A 19,066-nucleotide genomic window follows, 5' to 3' on the forward strand; every position below is an offset into this window, starting at 1 on the left:
TTTATGCCAATAGCCATTATGACAGGGAAAACAACTTATTTATTGATTTTTAATAGTAAAAAAGGAATCAACATCAACGTTTGATTCCTTTTTGAGCTGATTTAGCCAAATTTATATACATCAAGCCGGTTGTGCATATGCCTCTAACTTATCAAGTAACACCTCTTTTTTGAACGGTTTTGCTACGTAATCATCCATTCCCACCTCATAGCATTTATTGATATCAGCGTCCAAAACACTGGCTGTCAAAGCAATAATAGGCGTTGACGGGCAGTCATTCTCTGCCTCAAATGCCCGAATCTGCTCTGTTGCTGTAAAACCGTCCATGACAGGCATCATGCAATCCATCAATATGGCGCTGTAGTTTTTATTTTGCTTGAACAGGTCAACCGCCTCTTGCCCATTGTTAGCAATATCGAAAGTGAAGCCGGCCTTTTTCAAAAATAGCGAAGCGACTTTCTGATTAACGGCATTATCTTCGACAATCAATACCCGATCTTTGCTACTTGCCTTTACATCAACCGTCGCCGGAATAGGAACCACTTTACTGCTGTCACGTTTGGCAAGAGCCTTAGTCATCGCCTTAACAAAGCGCTTGCCCATTAATGGATAAGTTAAAATACCATCAACATTATTACCAAAGTCATATTGCTCATCCCGATGGCTAACCACGAGCACCACAGGCACGTCAGGGAGTATTTTTTCAATCACTTTGATATGGTCCAATGTTTTCCCTAGCGCCTGCTGGCAATAAACAACCACATCAATATCAGATGGATTTCTTTGTGATAAAGTCTCCATAGAACCTTGACTATACCCAAGCCCCCACTGTTCGCACTCGTCTTTGATCACCGCCCCATAGTGGCCACTTTCATCAAGAAGCAACACTTTACGCTGTGTGAAATTCTCAACAACGGGCTTAACCGGAGTAACTACATCAACATCAATTGTGAAATAAAATCGGCTGCCTATCCCCTTCTCAGATTGAAGCTTGATTTCCCCGCCCATCAACTCCACCAATTGACGGCAAATCGCCAGCCCTAATCCTGTACCGCCAAATTGACGGGTTATCGAGCCATCCTCTTGAGTAAATGGCGCAAACACCTGACTCTGTTTATCCTTGGCAATACCGATCCCGGTATCAACAACGGCTAAAGTCAACCGGGCCTGCCCATTATCAAGAGATTGATAATCAACCTCTATAGATACCGCCCCTCGCTGGGTGAACTTCACCGCATTGGAAATAAGATTCATCAATACCTGCCGTAAGCGATATTCATCCTGCATAACCAAATACGGCACAGAAGGCGATAGGTTCACCTGCAAGTCCAACCCACTGGTCGCCGCTTTGGCCAAAACAATCGTCATGGTGTCATAGGCAATTTCAGCAACATTACACTCATTAGGGGCCAATACCAGATTCCCGGACTCGATCTTTGATAAATCCAAAATATCATTAATCAGCAATAACAAGGTTTGTGATGAAGTCTCTATCGTTTGAAGATATTCCGCTTGTGATGGGGTTAAATCTGTTTCTGCCAAAATCCCCGACATCCCAATAATCCCGTTTAGCGGGGTACGGATTTCATGTGACATGTTGGCTAAAAACGAACTTTTGGCTACGTTGGCTTTTTCTGCCTCATCTTTTGCCGCAATCAGGTTAGCCTGGCTTTGAATGCGCTCATCGATCAAATGATTAAGCTTGCGGCTAAACTGAGTAAATTCATCATTACCGTCAACAAGAACCTTGGCGTCCTCTTCTGCGCTGTCTTTCAAGCGCCCCATCGCCTTCAGCACGCGATCAAGATACGAACCAATACGTTGAATAACATTGGTACCAAGGCACAAGATCACAACTAATGAAGCCACAATCACTGACAGATAGAACCAAATCAATGTTGTCGCAGCCTGTGAGGACTCCGTAATATCACTTGCGAGTTGGCGGCTGATCTCATTGACAACACTCTGTAACAGAACAAACCGCTCATTAAGTGTTGTGATCATATTCGGATCGGCCATTCTATCCATATCACCAGCAAAAATAGCTTCTCTATACTGGTAACTGGCAGTAAATACCGGATTGGAAAACGTCTCGCTGAGCAATTCAATCTGGGCGGGAGTGGCATCAATGGTGAGGTAACGTTCGATGATCAGTTGCTGGTTACCAATGAGAGTATCCAGTTGATCCTGATATTCTTCAACCAGTTCAGGGAAATGACTGATTAGCTGTATATACCAGTTCTCCTGTTGAGCCCATAATTGAAGCCATTGCAACTGGTACAAAATCGAGACTTTCTGCTCGATTTCTGGATCAGAAATAGACTGCCTCGCCCGCTCCAACGCGATCAAATTCTGGCTAATGATGTCATACCCCCAATCGGACCAATCATTGATATCTGCAGGCTCCATCGCACCAACATCACCAATAAGCTCATTCATCTCATCGGTCACGCCCACCAGCGGGTTCTGCGATTGTTGTGAGAATGCGCTATTCAGTGATTCAGAGAAGCGTGTTATTGCGCCAGCCGATACGACTGCTGCGCTGGTTTGCTCTCCGGCCAGTACACTCTCCTTGAGTGTATGTACCGACATCGCAAAATTTGAATTGGCTTTGAGAAGCTCAATCCTGCTATTCAAGGTGCTCAGTGTATTCACCTTGCTATATAGATGTGACAGCTCCATCCCAACAAAAACTGCCGAAAAAGCCAATGGCAGCACCACGAGCAACATCAATCTCATCTTGATGGAGAATCGATTTAAAATCCCCATTATCGCTCCTTGATCAAAGTTTATGATTTGTCCAGTTGTAGTAACATTATTGTCTACTAGTATTTATAGCAGGATTAACAAGCAGCAATGGGTTTTTCATGGTCAATGGATTGAGATATAAATACTTTTTATCATTCCCCATACTCTCTTTATGTCTTGCTCTTATATTACCCGTCACGGCATTTGGCTCTGAGAAAGACAATAACAAAGAGGTTGAATTTGCCGTCTTTTCATTTAACGAAGCTCTCCCGTCGCTAAGCAAAAGCAAAGCGCGAATGCTCTACAAAGGGAAAACTAAAAAGCTTAATGGCAGCGTAAAGATTGTCTTGGTGGATTTACCAGAGCACTCTATTCACCGGGAAGAGTTTTATAATATGTTACTAGGTAAATCCGTCACCCAAATGAACGGTTACTGGGCTAGCCAGTCCTTTTCCGGCAAAGGGAAACCACCCGAAGAACTCAGCAGCGACGACATCAAAGAAATCATTGAATGGCTCAACAAGAACCCTAACGGTATTGCTTATGCACCAATCAGTGCCGTGCCAGAAAATGCCAATATTCTAATTACTGTATTACAAGGAGAGTAGCAGTATGAGAAAACTAACCTTACTTTCATTACCGCTGCTCGTTTACCCCTTGTCTGGATACAGTGCCATCGATCTTACTGATTCATTTTCGATTAGCGGGTTTGGTTCAACCTCTGTAACCAAGTCTGACAACAGCACCGAACTATTTGTCCACCGAGAAATTACCGACCACACCTGCTATGACTGCGATACCCTATTTGGCCTTCAGGCCGACTGGGATATAACAGAAACCCTCAATGCGTCTGTACAGGTTGTAAAACGCCCTCAGGATCACTGGTCCAGCCCAGAGCTGGAATGGGCTTATGTGGGTTATGATGCCGATACCCTTAACTTTAAGGCTGGCCGTGTCAGAATCCCGCTATTTCTTCTATCGGAATACTATTACGTTGGGCAGGCTTATACATTCGCCCGCCCACCACAGGAAGTCTATGACAGCTTGTTGGGATTCAACTATTACGATGGAGCCAGCATCACCTGGCAAACGGACATGGGAGATGAAGCCGTTCTGAGCCTCAATCCATTTTACGGATTTGGCATTAGTAACACGACTTACTACGGTAATGAGCAGATCACTATCGACTCTGACTACATTACTGGTATTTCTGCGGAAATCAGTGGCTTTAACTACCGCATTCATGCAGCTTATATTAATACTCGCTATACCATGAGCAGTAGCACCCCAGATGAAGACCAAGAACTCAACATTTTTAGTCTTGGTAGTGAATATTCCTGGAACAACTGGCAATTTTTCGCTGAAGTACAAACAGACGAAATCCAAACCAACTGGAATACCAGTGCCGCCTACCACTGGAATGACTTTACGCCTTATCTCGTTTATGGCGAAAGTCATCATCGCCGTAAAAGCAGCAGTGTAACCGCCGGCATTCGCTATGACCTCACCTACAAGATCTCGCTGAATGCAGAATGGCAAGGTATCTATATGTCACAAAGCGACTACGATAAATTCCAAACAGGGCAATTTGTGATGCCCCCCAAAGCACTTGGCGAAGACAAAGATGCCCAAGTCTTCACATTGATGCTTAACTTTGTCTTCTAGAGCGTTCGAGTTCTTAATACATGCAAAAACACGGCCCCGAGGTTATCCTCAGGGCCGTGTTGTCTCAATCACATCCAGTTTACTGGATCATAATATTCGCAATCATAGCAGATAGGATGCTAACTAGCGTTGAGCCATACAGCAAACGCAAGCCGAAACGTGCAACCATGTTACCTTTCTCTTCGTTAACACCTTTAACCGCACCGGCAATAATACCGATAGAGCTAAAGTTTGCGAAAGAAACCAAGAAGATAGACAGTGTACCGATAGTCTCTGTCGACAGTGTCGCCATCTTATCCTGCATCGCCATCATTGCTACAAACTCGTTAGATACCAGTTTAGTTGCCATAATGCTGCCGGCTTGAAGAGCTTCGCTGGCTGGTACGCCCATTAGCCATGCCACAGGGTAGAACAGGTAACCAATTGTATCTTGGAAACTAATACCGAATGCAGATACAAACGCTTGGTTAATCATAGCAATCAAAGAGATAAAACCAACTAGCATAGCAGCAACGATAACCGCAACTTTAAAGCCTGTCAGGATGTACTCACCTAGCATTTCAAAAAACGTTAGTTTCTCTTCACCGCCGCTTTTAACGAGATCGTCAAAGTCCATTTCAGCATCATAATCATAAGGGTTAATGATCGACAGGATGATGAAGGTACTAAACATATTCAGGAATAGCGCTGCTACAACGTATTTAGGCTCGATAAGCTGCATATATGAACCAACAATCGACATAGAAACCGTCGACATTGCTGTAGCTGCCAAGGTGTACATGCGGCGCTCTGACATCTTACCCAGAATATCTTTATAGGTAATAAAGTTCTCAGACTGGCCAACCATCAATGCACTAATCGCATTAAAGGACTCCAATTTACCCATACCATTGACTTTAGATAGCACGAAACCAATAAACTGGATAACAACTGGCAGCACTTTGATGTGTTGCAAGATACCGATCAACGCAGAGATGAAGACAATCGGCATCAATACCTGCATAAAGAAGTCAAACTGGCCGACGTTAACTAGGCCACCGAACACAAAGTTAGTCCCTTCCGCAGCAAATGCCATCAAACTTGCAAAAGCATCAGAGAAGTTTTTGACGATACCTGTACCGACTGATGAACCAAGAAGAAAGTAAGCAATACCCATTTCAATCGCAAGCAATTGAATAATATAGCGAATTTTTATGCTCTTTCTGTCTTTGCTGACAATCAAAGCCAATGCAGCCACAACAACTAGGCCGAGAATAAAATGTAGGTAAGACATGTAAACGAACTCATAGGTGATTCAACTCAATTTATTCGTGCATGTTCCAATATTTATTTCATCATTAAAGTGATATGGATCTCATTTGCCCTATTGGTATATTTATTAGCCACCAGAATAAAACCGGAAAATAATATTCATATACCTTAAAAGCAACAAATCAGGACAAGTTACAACCAGCAAGGGTGCGGATTGTGCAAATATGGGATTGCAACCACTAAAATTGCAATCTCACTCTCATAAAACGCAACGTAAGAAATGAAAATGATTTAAGTTAAAAATGACCGTTCTTCAGCATCCAAAATCAAAACTTTGACCTGTATCACACGAACAGTCATCTTAAAATTCCTATCAAATAACGTTGCCTATCTCAGTTATTCGTTTCGAGACGAAAAATGTACCCCAAGGCAATATACAACTGTTGTCATTTCACCAGAAAGGCTGCACCAAACACACCCGCACTGTCCCCTAGTTTTGGCTTCACCAACTGCGTATTCAGCACTGGATTAAACAGATGCGGTAAAATTGCATCTTTACCATGGTTATAAATTCCACCAATATTGCCGACCCCGCCTCCGATAACAATGACATCGGGGTCAATCACATTGATAACCTGCGCAACGGCCTGACCAAAATATGAATACAGGCGCTCTAATGTAACAAGAGCTGCCTTCTCCCCCTGCTCTGCTCGCTGGACAATCTCTTTCAACGTGACATTGTCACCATGATGGTCACCTAGCTCCTCAACCAGTGACCGATAATAGCGCTCAAGCCCCTTACCTGAGAGCACCGTCTCTACACAACCCTGCTTGCCGCAATAGCACTCATCCCCTCCCGGCAACAGCACATTGTGTCCCCACTCACCAGCAATACCATGACAGCCATACAGCGCCTTACCATTCACCACAATCCCGGAACCCACGCCGGTGCCCATAATGATTCCGAACACAATCTCGGCATCTGGCTTTACATCATGAACAGCCCCTAAACGCGTTTCAGCCAATGCAAAGCAATTAGCATCATTGGCAAGAGCAACCTTAACACCCAGTACTGAAGCAAGATCACGGTCAAAAGCCTGCCCATTAAGATACGTCGAGTTACAGTTCTTCATCACGCCTGTGGCAGGGTCAAGCGTGCCCGGCGTTCCAAACCCAATGGCACAGGGATACTCGCCAACTTCTTGAGCACATTCATCAATCAACTGTTTGATTCGCTGCAGTACACTCTGGTATCCCTTTTCCTGCTCGGTTGCAATACGCTTGCGCAACACACAGCTATCATCATGGTATGCCAGCACCGCACACTCAATTTTGGTGCCACCAATATCAACACCCCAATAATACTTACTCATCATTACTCCCTTTCTCTTATCAGCGCCACGATCACGAAAACGGCAAAATCAGCCATACTTAAAACCAAACTGATAGGATAAATGATAAATCTTTTGGCTCTGTCACTGTATTGTTGCCTGTCAATTTCGGAGATAATCCCATGTTTTTGAAAGAATCACGCACCGGCGATTTAGTGGATGTCATAGACATGTCTTCACTGATCAACCCCTTCTCAACTCATGTCACCGTGCAGTACCAATCGGGAGAAGACCTTGCTGACCCCGTTGCCATCGACAAACAACAACTCGCCTTCCCGTCAGGGGAAGAGCTGCCCGAATGTTGGATAAACGGATATTACCGTCACGGCAATTAAAAAAGCCGGCACTTCCTACAGTGCCGGCTTTTATACCCAAAACAAAAATAACAGGCTTAAGCTACACCTTAAGCTATGCCGATAGATCCACCGCTGCAACTGATTGGCTGATCTGCGTTGTCAAACGTGACACCCCTTCAGCCAGTGCCCTTACCTGCGCATCATACCCAGACTCAGCCAACGGTACCCGAATGGAAAATGGCTCACGCCGAACCACATTTCCAGCCGCGTCGGTTAGCGTCCATTGGCCGCTGACATACGCCAAGCCATTATAGTGCCCATTGAATTGACTTACCTTTAGCTCGAGCTGAGGAAGTTGTCCGGCACGCAACAACGGCGATAGTTCGTTGAACCAATATCGCGATTGCTTATGGCGTAACTCGTTCGTCACCAAGCGGGTCAATTGCTGAGAAAGCCCTTCTGCCCACAAGTTCTGCTGGGCTTGAACAACTTCAGTATCGCTAATTTGATAAACCAACCCCGTACCGGCAAGGTGTTCGGCTACAGCAACAGGACGCACAACCACCACCGGCTGAGAGTTATTAACCATTGTCGCTGTCATCGCTGTGTCCGGTAGCGGCAGCAGATAGGTTTTCGGTACTGATTCTGTCGAGCTGCATCCCATAAGCAATGTCGTCAAAACCAGTGCAACTGGCATTATTTTGTTCATTATTTCTGACCTCCCGCTGGGATTGGATCTGCAGCCTTCTCGCTAGTGAAAATCAACGAGTTTGGCTTGGTATTTAACTGACGCAGAACAGGTTGTAACTCAACCATCACCTGCTCAAACTCAGCAAGAGCCTGTTCAAGATTCTGGTAAGGTGCAGCATTTGGCCCATAACCATCCAGTGTGTCTTGGATTTTCTGCAGACTTTCCCGTACCTCACCAGGTATCGCCTGAGTATCCTTTGCTGCTAACAATCCCTTAAGCTCTTTCGCTACAGACTCGGCAGCACGCAACGTTTGCTGCGATGTCTGCAAGGTTGTATTCAACGTTTCTAGCGTATCCTCAACCGGTAAATTATTAATTTTCTTCAAGATAGATGTAATATCACGCTGAATCTGCGCGAAACCGCCGGCTTTGGTTGGGAATACCGCATAACCATCAAACTCCTTCTGCTTCGGCATTTTTTCTTCTGGATAAACATCCAAATCCACCAGCAGAGCACCCGTTAGCAAGTTGCCTGTTTTCAATGTAGCCCGCAAACCATGCTGGAACTCACTGGTCATACTCGCCTTTAGCGCCTCAAGCGTAATGTTATCCGAATGGTCCCAAACCCGACCAAGCTCAATACGAACCAATACAGGAATATGCTTATTGGTAAAGCCATGGCCATAAGAAGGAAGTTTCAGCGGCACTTTCTGTACCGTACCAATACGAATCCCCTTATATTCTACCGGCGCACCAGGCTGTAAGCCTCGCACTGACTCCTCGAACATCATCACGTATTCAAGGTACTCGTCAAAGAAACGCTCACGCACCAGTTTAAGGTTGTTATACAGACGGAACTTAGAATAATCCTTCGTGATCAACTCACCAGGATCACGCCCTTTCGGTACACGGAAGCTCACACCACCGGTGATCAACGATTCAATCGAACCAATTTTAAGGTTGAAGCCTTCAGCAGACATCTGCAAATCCACGCCTGACGTCAACCAGAAACGGGTACGTTTACGGATAAGGCTATCGTAAGGTTCAAAAATAAACAGCTGATAATGAGCCTTCTTGGTTGCCGTATCAAATGTCGTTTTTTCAACGCGGCCAACAGTGAAACCTTCATAGAGAACCGGATCACCGACCCCTAGCTTACCCGCTTCGTTATGCGTCAGAATCAAGCGAAGCCCCTTAGCATCAGGCGGGGCAACTGGCGGTACATCCAGCACCTCAAAATCAAATTTCGCTACATCAGAGCGTCCTGGCTGCAATTGGATATAGGCCCCCGAAAGCAAGGTATCGAGACCGGATACCCCCGACTTACCGATACGCGGTTTCACCACCCAGAAAAGCGTGTCGTCTTTTAACATCCGAGCGGCATCTTTGTTCATTTGTGCCGTGACTTCGATCGAGCTGTAATCTTCGTTCAAGACAACCTTGGTAACGACCCCCACTTTCACATTCAGGGCTTTAATCTCAGTCTTTCCGACCTCAATCCCCTCGGCAGTCTCCATCTTAAGTGTGATCTGTGGCCCTTGCGCTGTCATATACTGGAACAGCATCCATATTCCTATCCCCACAGCAATTAAAGGCACGAGCCAAATTGACGAAACCTGCTTGATCGCTTGGGTTTTCGCACTAGTTGAAGGTTTTTCAGTCATAAACGTTATTCTCTTTATGCTTATTGGGTTCTGCCACAGCTACCAATGCCTCCTTGGGCCAAAAAACGCGAGGGTCAAACGCCATCGCGGACAGCATGGTCAACAACACAACAGCAGCAAACGACAATGCTGCCGGTCCCGGATAAATAGCCATCAAATTGTGCAACTGAACCAGCGCAACCAAAATAGCCACCACAAAAATATCGATCATCGACCAGCGGCCGATAAATTCGGTAATTCGGTATATTTTCAAGCGCTGTATTGCTTTGCGCTCATCCTCAAATGTCTCCTTCTGGGCGTAGAAGTAGAGCCAAGTCAGGGCAAATATCTTAGCTAGCGGGATAACAATGCTCGCAAAGAAAATCACCGCCGCAATCGGATAAGACTTTAATTGCCACAGCAGTACAACACCTTCCAAAATCGTCGAACCTTCTTTACTTCCCAAACTCACGGTATACATCATGGGGTACAAATTGGCTGGCAAGAAAAAGATGGCAGCAGCAAGCAGCAACGCCCACGATCTCTGCAGCATCTGTCTAGGATGATAACTATGGAGCTTGCCATGACAACGGATACAACGCCCTGTATCGTTTTCGGGCGGATTAAGCTGGGCGCAAATATGACAACTGACATGGTTGTGGGTTAAGTGTGAATCACCAGGTTTCACGCCAGTGACTGGCACAAATGGTAAAAACTGTAACCACAGCCAAGTTCGATCAGCCATTGATACACACTTCACCAGCAACAAGGTATAGACACAAAACGCCCAGAAAGACATTCCCAAACCAATATCGGCAAGCGAAGCAATCTTGATCAAGCTGACCAAGACTCCTATCAAAAACACATCGACCATCAACCATGGCTCAATACGAATCATAAGGCGGCATAATCGTTTTTCAAAAGGCCGAATAGGTATGCTGTCACTATGTCGCAAATGCTGCCCGGCACGGTAATACAAATACAAAACCATACTCAGGTAGCCAGCAGGCAAAATAATGACCGTCAATAATAACAGCAACGCCAGCGCCGTATATTCAAACACCTCTAGCATCACCGCAGCATGCATCAAGGTGATCTCTTGAGTGATCCCCTGTACACTGAATGACATAAACGGGAAGCTAACACTGGCAACCAACATCACCAAGCAGGCTAGACCATAAGACATTGGACGCTGATAAGGCTGGGCAATGTGCTGTAACAAGGTATGCCCACAGCGAGGGCACGTTGCTTTTTTCCCCTCATCCAACGCAGGTAGGTCTACAACAAGGCCACACTCCTCGCAGCCAACCAATGCGGTACTTTTTTGCTGTTCTGCCATGAATAACCTTAACACTCTCTATCTTGTCACCACTGAGTACTTAACTGTATCCATCTACTAGTATAGAAATAAATACTTCTCAATGGGTTGAAGCTGACTCAAACCTCGAACACCGTGCAAAATACCGCATTAATTAACGCCTAACCATAAAATTTATTTATCAACATAATAAAAACACAACAAAAACGCCTCATTTTTGAGAGGCGTTTACGTCAAAAACAACTAACTAACATTAGATTATAGGACTAAGTTAGCGTCAAAAATGATAACCGTAGTACAAGATCGCATATAACAAACCTATTATTTAGCTCTAATATCAGTCAGATAGCAATTTCTCGGTTTTAGCTGCACAGATAAAGTCATTTCGATGCAAGCCTCCAATCGCATGGGTCCACCAGCAAACCGTCACCTTGCCCCATTCCAACGTAATAGTGGGATGGTGAAATTCAGCCTCGGCCAATTCTGCAACCTGATCGGCAAACGCCCATGCCTGCTTGAAATTTTTGAATCGGTAACATTTCTCCAGCTGATCGATTCCGTCCCTGCGTTCCATTTTCCAAAAAGGTAAATCAGCAAGCAACACCTCAGCTTCGCTGCTGGTTACAGCAGGTGCGCCAACCTGGCAGGCTTCACATTTAAGTTGATGTAAATCAGACATAGTTCCCCGCTTGTTGTTCATCCTTATTTCTAGGTGGGTGGAGCGGAACATGCAAACCTGCCGCTCGCGCCTTGCTTACCATGCTCATCATATCTTGCTGTGCCAACTCATAGAGTTGGGCGATATCATCAAGAATAAAATAGACCGGCTGCATAACATCAATACGGTAAGGCGTTCGCATCATATCCACTGGATCGAACGGCTTATACCTCGGCGAGCCAGACAACAAAATACTTTCCGCTGTATCACCAGACAATAACGGCCGCCCCCCGAGCGCATACAGCGTCTCCCCCGGTGAGGACAAAATACCACCGCCATAAATCCTCAACCCATCAGGTTGCTTAAGCAAACCAAATTCAACGCTGAACCAGTACAGGCGAGCCAAATACACCCTTTCCGACGCGCTAGCCTGATAGCCCAATTGGCCGTATTTCTGGGTAAAGGCAGCAAAAGCCGGGTTAGTCAGCATCGCGCAATGCCCGAAGACCTCATGGAAGAAATCCGGCTCCTGTAAATAATCAAACTCAGCCCGGGTACGCAAAAACGTCGCCACCGGAAACTGCTTACGGGAAAGCAGTGAGAAAAAACGGTCAAAATTAATCAGGGCCGGCACCGCTACGCACTCCCAGCCTGTCGCCTTTTTCAGCACCTGATTAATCTCATGCAACTGGGGAACCCGCTGCGTAGGCAACGTTAGCATTGCCAAACCATCAATATAAGCCTGACACGCTCGCCCCTGAATACATGCCAACTGCCGAGTCACCAAATCACGCCAGATGCCATCCTCTTCACTCTCCCAAATGATATGCCCCTGCGGATCGGGCTTCTTAGACACATACTTTTGCTTACCCATAATATGACTTCCACTCTGTTCTGCCTCACCCTGGCCCTCTAACTACACTATTGTTTTGATCCTTCGGGCAAAGCCCTGTCATTTAATTATTAGTTATTCGCTTGGGTTGGCATGGCATTATTACGGATAAGAATCGCCAACGATGTAACATTTACTTTACATACATTCAGTGCAACCATGACCCCATATTGAGAATGCTCGCACCCAACAACTTTTCTCATGTAAAGAAATACGCACAATAAGCATTGACTATCCAACCCCAAAAAGTTGCTGGGATCCCTGCCCTCAACCAGAGTTATCAATACACCAGTAACATCCAAGGACATGTTTGCGACAAAAGCATGGCTCACTGAAAAAAGATACGGAGGGATAACCATGCGCCAATGGTTTCAATTTCCGATTCAAGAAGGGATTACGTCTCGGCAAGCTCACTGCGATCTTCCAGAAGGAACCTATGAGAGAGAGTGCGGTAAAGAGGGATTTTTTGGCCCGGCCAGCCACATGTACCACAGCCACCCGCCAACAGGCTGGATATCATGGGAAGGCCCACTTCGGCCAAGAGCCATTGATACAAACAAAATTACTGACACCGGTCATTCCCCGTGGGATGGTCCGCTAATTCTGTACAACAACAATATAAAATTGCGGATCTGGCACTGCACACAACCCATGAGCCACCTTGCCCGCAATGGTGACGGCGACGAAATACTTTTTGTGCACCAAGGAAACGGCGATCTATTTTGTGACTACGGCCATTTGCACTTTACTGACGGCGATTATCTGGTGATTCCCCGAGCCACAAGCTGGCGAATCACTCCCACAAGCCCCATTACTTTGCTGTGTATCGAAGCCACCAACAGTAGTTACCAGATGGCCGAACGCGGCATCGTAGGCCAGCACGCGATATACGATACAGGGGTACTTGAGTATGCGCGAATCAATGACGCTTTCCTCGAGCAACAAAACGATAGCCAGCACTGGCAAGTCAAGCTAAAGGCTCGCCACCATATCAACACCATCACTTACCCTTTCAATCCCCTTGACGCACAGGGCTGGAAGGGGCATCTAACCGCCTTCAAACTCAACTGGCGAGATATCCGCCCCCTGATGAGCCACCGTTGCCATCTTCCACCTTCGGCCCATACGACTTTTGTTGCCGATGGATTTATTATTTGCACCTTTGTCCCCCGGCCCATCGAATCGGATCCCGGCGCACTCAAAGTCCCTTTCTTTCACAACAATGATGACTATGACGAAGTTCTGTTCTACCACCGAGGCAATTTTTTCAGTCGCGATAACATCGAAGCCGGCATGATCACCCATCACCCGTGCGGCTTTTCTCACGGCCCACACCCCAAAGCACTGGCAACCAGCCAAAACAACCCGAAAACAGAAACCGATGAGGTAGCCGTCATGATAGATACCCGCTGGCCATTGGAAGTCGCCTCACTGCCCGACGGGGCAGAAAATACCGACTATGTCTATTCTTGGAAATAACAGTGTACTTGGCAGCAACGCAAACTGAATAAATCAACTGCTCACTACATTAGGTTCTTGCCTTGAATTTACAATGTAAACAAGGAGTCGAATGTGAAACTCGCATCTCTTAACCATGGGCGAGATGGCCAATTGATTGTCGTCTCCCATGATCTAACTCAGGCAGCACACGCCCATGATATCGCGCCGACATTACAGTTCGCGCTAGATAACTGGGTACAGGTAGAAGCAGATCTAGCCCATCTCTACCGCAACCTCAATGACGGCATTGCCGAACACACATTCGCATTCAACCCCGCCCACTGTGCCAGCCCTCTTCCTCGGGCATACCAATGGGCAGATGGTAGTGCCTACGTCAACCATGTCGAACTCGTCCGCAAAGCTCGCGGCGCTGATATGCCAGAAAGCTTCTGGACCGATCCTCTCATTTACCAGGGCATGTCAGATGCATTTTTGTGCCCGACGGATCCCATCTCCATTCCTGACGCCAGCTGGGGGATCGACTTTGAAGGTGAGATTGCGATAATCACAGACGATATTGCAATGGGTACCCGCACCGAAGAAGTCCACGGTCACATCAAACTCATTATGCTGGTCAACGACGTTTCACTGCGTAACCTGATCCCGGCTGAATTAGGCAAAGGCTTTGGCTTTTTCCAGTCAAAACCCGCTTCGTCCTTCTCGCCCGTTGCCGTCACACCCGACGAATTGGGCGAAAACTGGCACGACTTCAAGCTACACCGGCCCTTGACTGTCCACCATAACGATCAACTGTTCGGTGAACCCGATGCAGGGATCGATATGACCTTCAACTTTGCCGAGCTTATTCAGCATATTGCAAAGTCGCGTCCAATCAGTGCGGGAAGCATCATTGGTTCGGGTACGGTATCCAACAAAGACCGAAGCAAAGGATCATGCTGTATTGCTGAGCGGAGGATGATTGAAACCCTAGAGCAAGGCCAACCGCAAACACCGTTTATGCAATTTGGCGATACGGTTCGTATCGAAATGTTCGATCAGGACGGCCACTCTATTTTCGGCGCGATCGAACAGCAAGTGGTGAAATACCAGCACGAATACGCGCAGAATGATCTTAACCGCCATCAGCCCGGCCATCATTGAATCCACACGAAGATGGAAACACTATCGCGCTTTCACTATGAGGGGAGAAATTGATCACATGCTGACTCTGTTTGACTATTACCGCTCATCCGCATCCTACCGGGTACGCATCGCCCTTAACCTCAAAGGGATCGATTACAAGCGGCACGCAATCTCGCTACTGGATAATGCACAGCAACAAACAGACTACATACAGCGCAACCCCAGTGGCTTGGTGCCCGCCCTACTATTAGCCTCTGACAATACATCCTCCTCATCCTGCAATCCGGATGCATTGTTAGGGCAATCTCTGGCTATTATCGAGTACCTCGATGAAATCTATCCACAGCCGAATCTTCTTCCTCTCACTCCATTGGAAAAAGCGCAGTGTCGAGAAATAGCCCTGACTATTGCGTGCGACATCCACCCCCTTAATAACTTACGGGTACTCCAGTACCTAAGCCAACAAGAAAAGAAATCAACGAATACCGCTGACTCACTGGAGCGCGAAAACTTTAAACGAGAGTGGTATCACCATTGGCTTAAAACGGGGTTCGACACCGTTGAGCAACTCGTCTTACGGTATCCGGGACCGTTTTGCGTCGGTGAAACCCCGACTATCGCTGATATTTGCCTCATCCCCCAAATCTACAATGCGAAGCGATTCAATTTTGACATCACACCGTATGAACGGATAACCCGTATTAACACCCAGTGCTCAACCCTCTCCGCCTTTTGCAAGGCTCATCCCGACCACCAGCAACGGTCGTACTGATGCACACTCGCCTTTACCACAGAAGGATCTCACCGCTATGCCCACACACACGAACCCACCTAAGCAGGCAGCCATTTCATCTCCACCAACCATCATGTGGATGCCCGACAGAGCTCGGGTAGAAAACAGCCTGCTTTATCAATTCATGGCCACTATCAGCAAAAAACAAAACACCGTGTTCCATGACTACAATCAACTACATCAGTGGAGTATTGAAAACAGCGAAACCTTCTGGGCAATGCTGTGGGACTTTTGCAAAATACAGGGCGATTACTCTCCCCCAGCCTCATTCTGTCCCCCCCAAAGCCTGACACCGGCCAAAGATACCCAGTGGTTTCCGCATTGCCGCCTCAACTATGCAGAGAATTTACTCGCCCATTGGCGCGAACAAGCGGCTGCTGATGCGATCATCTTTCATAGCGAAGGCGCGCACGATCACCGCCGGCACCTCAGCTGGCAGCAGTTATACCGCCAGACCTCGCAGCTAGTACAATATTTGAAAAATAAAGGGATCAGACAAGGCGACGTCGTTGCTGGCTACCTGCCCAATATTCCCGAAACGGTTATCGCAATGCTTGCCACATCGGCAATCGGGGCAATTTGGACCTCAACATCACCGGATTTCGGTAGTGACAGCGTCATCGAGCGCTTCGGTCAAACCCGGCCAAAACTCCTCTTCTATGCAGATGGCTATATCTATAACAACAAACGGCATCATTACGACGATAAGGTTTCGGCAATTTGCAAACAGCTTCCCAGCTTACAAGATACCGTCCGTATCACCTATATCGGTTCAGGAAACAACGACACACCACCCGATAAGCCAAGACAATCACCTTACCAGCACACAACATGGCAGCAAATACTGGCAGATCACCCACCAAGCACCATCGTGTTCGAACCTGTCCCGTTTAACCATCCCCTGTCTATCCTCTACTCGTCAGGAACAACCGGCAAACCCAAATGCATCGTTCACAGCGTTGGCGGAACCTTGCTCAACCACCTCAAAGAACATAAGTTACACTGTGACGTAAAAGCAGGTGACACTGTTTTCTACTTTACGACCTGTGGCTGGATGATGTGGAACTGGCTGGTATCAGCTCTGGCCTCAGGGGCCACCATCGTACTTTATGATGGTTCACCGTTTTCCCCTTCAGCCAATATACTGTGGGATATTGCCGAGAACGAAAACATCACGCTGTTTGGTACTTCCGCCAAATATCTCGAAACACTGGAAAAGCGGTCATTCAGGCCAATCGATACATACTCGCTCCCGCACCTGCGTACGCTCTGCTCGACGGGTTCGGTGCTCTCTCCCGAGCAATTCGACTACGTCTACCAATCAATCCGCCATGATATCCAACTCGCCTCGATTTCTGGCGGAACTGATATCTGCGGTTGCTTTGCTATAGGCAATCCAATTAGCCCTGTATACCGTGGAGAGTGCCAAGGGCGAGCTCTAGCAATGGATGTGCAAGTTTATGACAGTGACGGCATTCAGCTACAGGAGCAACAAGGTGAATTGGTGTGCACAAACAGCTTTCCCAACCAGCCCGTGGGTTTTCTGGGGGACAATGACGGCAGCCGATATCACAAGGCATATTGGTCTGAATATCCAGGAGTCTGGCACCATGGTGACTATGTCGCCCTCAGCCCTACTGGCGGCATGACATTTTCCGGGCGTTCGGATACGGTTCTTAACCCCGGCGGGATCAGGCTGGGCACGGCTGAGATTTACCGACAGGTTAATCCACTCGAGGCCATTCAGGACAGCCTAGTGATCGGCCAGAAAACAGACAACGACATCCGGGTGGTGTTGTTCGTGCAACTGGCCGATGGTTATACCCTTACCGACCAGCTAAAGCTCCAGATCCAAGAACGCATTCGTACGGGTTGCTCACCCAGACATACCCCTGAGATCATATTGGAAGTCCCTGATATACCCCGTACTAAATCAGGCAAATTGGTGGAATTAGCCGTAAAGAATATAGTTCATAATCAACCCGTTAATAATCTCGGAGCCATCGCCAACCCGCACGCGCTGGAGGCGTTCAAAAATCGACCTGAGCTACTTACCACGCGCACAGAGTAAAAGCAGAAGCCGTCCTAAAATGGTATGATAACGACAAAGATCAGCTAAATAACCGAATTTATGAAACGTATACCAACCAATATCATCACCGGCTTTCTTGGTGCCGGTAAAACGACCTCCATCCTCTCGTTGCTGGCCCGCAAGCCGGAAAACGAAAAATGGGCCATTTTGATCAATGAATTTGGCAATGTCGGGGTTGATGGCGCCATGCTTGACCAACAAGGAGCCATCGTTAAAGAAGTACCGGGCGGATGCATGTGCTGCGTTGCAGGCTTGCCGATGTCAGTGGGAATCAATGCACTTTTGGCACAAAAACCCGATCGCCTGCTGCTTGAGCCGACAGGCCTTGGCCACCCCAAAGAAATCATTGCCAAGATGACCTCCGAGGCGTACAGCCAATATGTTGATCTCAAAGCGACCATTACCTTGGTGGATCCTCGTCATTTCTCCGATACGCTTTATACCGAAAACCAAAACTTCCAAGATCAAATTGAACTTGCCGATGTGGTTGTCGCCAACAAAGTCGATCAATGTGTTGATTACGATATCTTTGCCTTTGAAACCTATGTTGAACAGCTAGAACCCAAAAAAGCCCTTATCGGACAGGTAGAGCAAGGTAAATTGGAACTTGACTGGCTCGATATCGAACGTAGCGGCCGCCATGCCAAACATAGTCACCACCACCATCATCACGGCGAAGAACAAGCAACCCCGCTACCGGGTTTCGAGTTAGCCCCCGGCCAACAATTCGTCCGCAAAGAAAACAGCGGTCAGGGATACCATAGCTGCGGGTGGTTTTTTGACGCCGAGCTCAACTTTGATTTTTCCAAACTGTTTACTCTTTTCTCTAACCTCTCGGCCGAACGCGTCAAAGCGGTGGTAAATACCGAACGCGGCTGTTTCGCCTTCAACGTGGTCAATCGTGTCGTCACAGTTAACGAGCTGACGCTCGAAGGCTTTGAGTCTCGAATTGAAGTTATTGACAAAGATCGCCTGCCATACGACGAGCTTGAATCCATCCTTAGCACTATCGCAGGTGTACAAACCGATAAATAGTTGTAACATA

General features: G+C 47.0%; 16 protein-coding genes. 8 read left to right on the forward strand and 8 right to left on the reverse strand.

Annotation, left to right across the window (positions count from 1 at the left end):
* Nucleotides 1-120: 120 nt before the first annotated feature.
* On the reverse strand, nucleotides 121-2,769 hold the full coding sequence (locus tag ABT56_RS12115; protein WP_053062468.1) for a hybrid sensor histidine kinase/response regulator: 2,649 nt from the start codon (nucleotides 2,767-2,769) through the stop codon (nucleotides 121-123).
* Between the two features lie 98 nt (nucleotides 2,770-2,867).
* Here ABT56_RS12115 and ABT56_RS12120 point away from each other — a divergent pair, with 98 nt between their 5' ends.
* Entirely contained in the window at nucleotides 2,868-3,356 is a 489-nt protein-coding gene (locus ABT56_RS12120) for a hypothetical protein (protein ID WP_047879129.1), read from the forward strand.
* Between the two features lie 4 nt (nucleotides 3,357-3,360).
* Entirely contained in the window at nucleotides 3,361-4,413 is a 1,053-nt protein-coding gene (locus tag ABT56_RS12125) for a porin family protein (protein ID WP_047879130.1), read from the forward strand.
* 79 nt (nucleotides 4,414-4,492) lie between these two features.
* Here ABT56_RS12125 and ABT56_RS12130 read toward each other — a convergent pair whose 3' ends face one another.
* Together ABT56_RS12130 and ABT56_RS12135 are read right to left on the reverse strand one after the other, a co-directional pair.
* On the reverse strand, nucleotides 4,493-5,686 hold the full coding sequence (locus tag ABT56_RS12130) for a NupC/NupG family nucleoside CNT transporter (protein ID WP_047879131.1): 1,194 nt from the start codon (nucleotides 5,684-5,686) through the stop codon (nucleotides 4,493-4,495).
* Nucleotides 5,687-6,110: 424 nt separating this feature from the next.
* Complete coding sequence (locus ABT56_RS12135) at nucleotides 6,111-7,037, reverse strand: ROK family protein (RefSeq protein WP_205626078.1); 927 nt, start codon at nucleotides 7,035-7,037, stop codon at nucleotides 6,111-6,113.
* A 140-nt stretch (nucleotides 7,038-7,177) separates the two neighbouring features.
* Between ABT56_RS12135 and ABT56_RS12140 the strand changes: the two genes are divergently transcribed.
* Nucleotides 7,178-7,390 carry a hypothetical protein gene (locus tag ABT56_RS12140; protein ID WP_047879133.1) on the forward strand — a complete coding sequence of 71 codons (213 nt, stop codon included), beginning with the start codon at nucleotides 7,178-7,180 and terminating at the stop codon, nucleotides 7,388-7,390.
* Between the two features lie 73 nt (nucleotides 7,391-7,463).
* Here the strand turns inward: ABT56_RS12140 and ABT56_RS12145 are convergent, their stop codons facing one another.
* From ABT56_RS12145 to phhA, 5 genes are all read right to left on the reverse strand, one after another.
* Nucleotides 7,464-8,060 carry a PqiC family protein gene (locus ABT56_RS12145; protein ID WP_047879134.1) on the reverse strand — a complete coding sequence of 199 codons (597 nt, stop codon included), beginning with the start codon at nucleotides 8,058-8,060 and terminating at the stop codon, nucleotides 7,464-7,466.
* Nucleotides 8,060-9,706: an intermembrane transport protein PqiB gene (gene pqiB / locus ABT56_RS12150; protein WP_047879135.1), complete on the reverse strand. Its 1,647-nt coding sequence runs from the start codon at nucleotides 9,704-9,706 to the stop codon at nucleotides 8,060-8,062. Before pqiB ends, ABT56_RS12145 begins: the two co-directional genes overlap by 1 nt.
* On the reverse strand, nucleotides 9,699-11,024 hold the full coding sequence (locus tag ABT56_RS12155; RefSeq protein ID WP_047879136.1) for a paraquat-inducible protein A: 1,326 nt from the start codon (nucleotides 11,022-11,024) through the stop codon (nucleotides 9,699-9,701). Before ABT56_RS12155 ends, pqiB begins: the two co-directional genes overlap by 8 nt.
* Nucleotides 11,025-11,340: 316 nt before the next feature.
* On the reverse strand, nucleotides 11,341-11,682 hold the full coding sequence (locus ABT56_RS12160) for a 4a-hydroxytetrahydrobiopterin dehydratase (RefSeq protein WP_047879137.1): 342 nt from the start codon (nucleotides 11,680-11,682) through the stop codon (nucleotides 11,341-11,343).
* Entirely contained in the window at nucleotides 11,675-12,535 is an 861-nt protein-coding gene (phhA, locus tag ABT56_RS12165; RefSeq protein WP_047879138.1) for a phenylalanine 4-monooxygenase, read from the reverse strand. Before phhA ends, ABT56_RS12160 begins: the two co-directional genes overlap by 8 nt.
* Nucleotides 12,536-12,910: 375 nt before the next feature.
* Here phhA and ABT56_RS12175 point away from each other — a divergent pair, with 375 nt between their 5' ends.
* The 5 genes from ABT56_RS12175 (at nucleotide 12,911) to ABT56_RS12195 (ending at nucleotide 19,056) form a co-directional block, all read left to right on the forward strand.
* The gene (locus ABT56_RS12175) at nucleotides 12,911-14,032 is read left to right on the forward strand and encodes a homogentisate 1,2-dioxygenase (protein WP_047879140.1); all 1,122 of its coding nucleotides are present in this window, start codon (nucleotides 12,911-12,913) and stop codon (nucleotides 14,030-14,032) included.
* Between the two features lie 93 nt (nucleotides 14,033-14,125).
* On the forward strand, nucleotides 14,126-15,154 hold the full coding sequence (locus tag ABT56_RS12180; protein WP_047879141.1) for a fumarylacetoacetate hydrolase family protein: 1,029 nt from the start codon (nucleotides 14,126-14,128) through the stop codon (nucleotides 15,152-15,154).
* Between the two features lie 61 nt (nucleotides 15,155-15,215).
* Nucleotides 15,216-15,908: a maleylacetoacetate isomerase gene (gene maiA / locus ABT56_RS12185; RefSeq protein WP_047879174.1), complete on the forward strand. Its 693-nt coding sequence runs from the start codon at nucleotides 15,216-15,218 to the stop codon at nucleotides 15,906-15,908.
* 37 nt (nucleotides 15,909-15,945) lie between these two features.
* Complete coding sequence (locus ABT56_RS12190; RefSeq protein ID WP_084722241.1) at nucleotides 15,946-18,000, forward strand: acetoacetate--CoA ligase; 2,055 nt, start codon at nucleotides 15,946-15,948, stop codon at nucleotides 17,998-18,000.
* Nucleotides 18,001-18,060: 60 nt separating this feature from the next.
* A complete protein-coding gene (locus tag ABT56_RS12195) occupies nucleotides 18,061-19,056 on the forward strand; it encodes a CobW family GTP-binding protein (RefSeq protein WP_047879142.1) in 996 nt (331 codons plus the stop codon).
* Nucleotides 19,057-19,066: the final 10 nt, after the last annotated feature.

The organism is Photobacterium aquae, from assembly GCF_001029445.1.
Classification (GTDB): Bacteria; Pseudomonadota; Gammaproteobacteria; order Enterobacterales; family Vibrionaceae; genus Photobacterium; species Photobacterium aquae.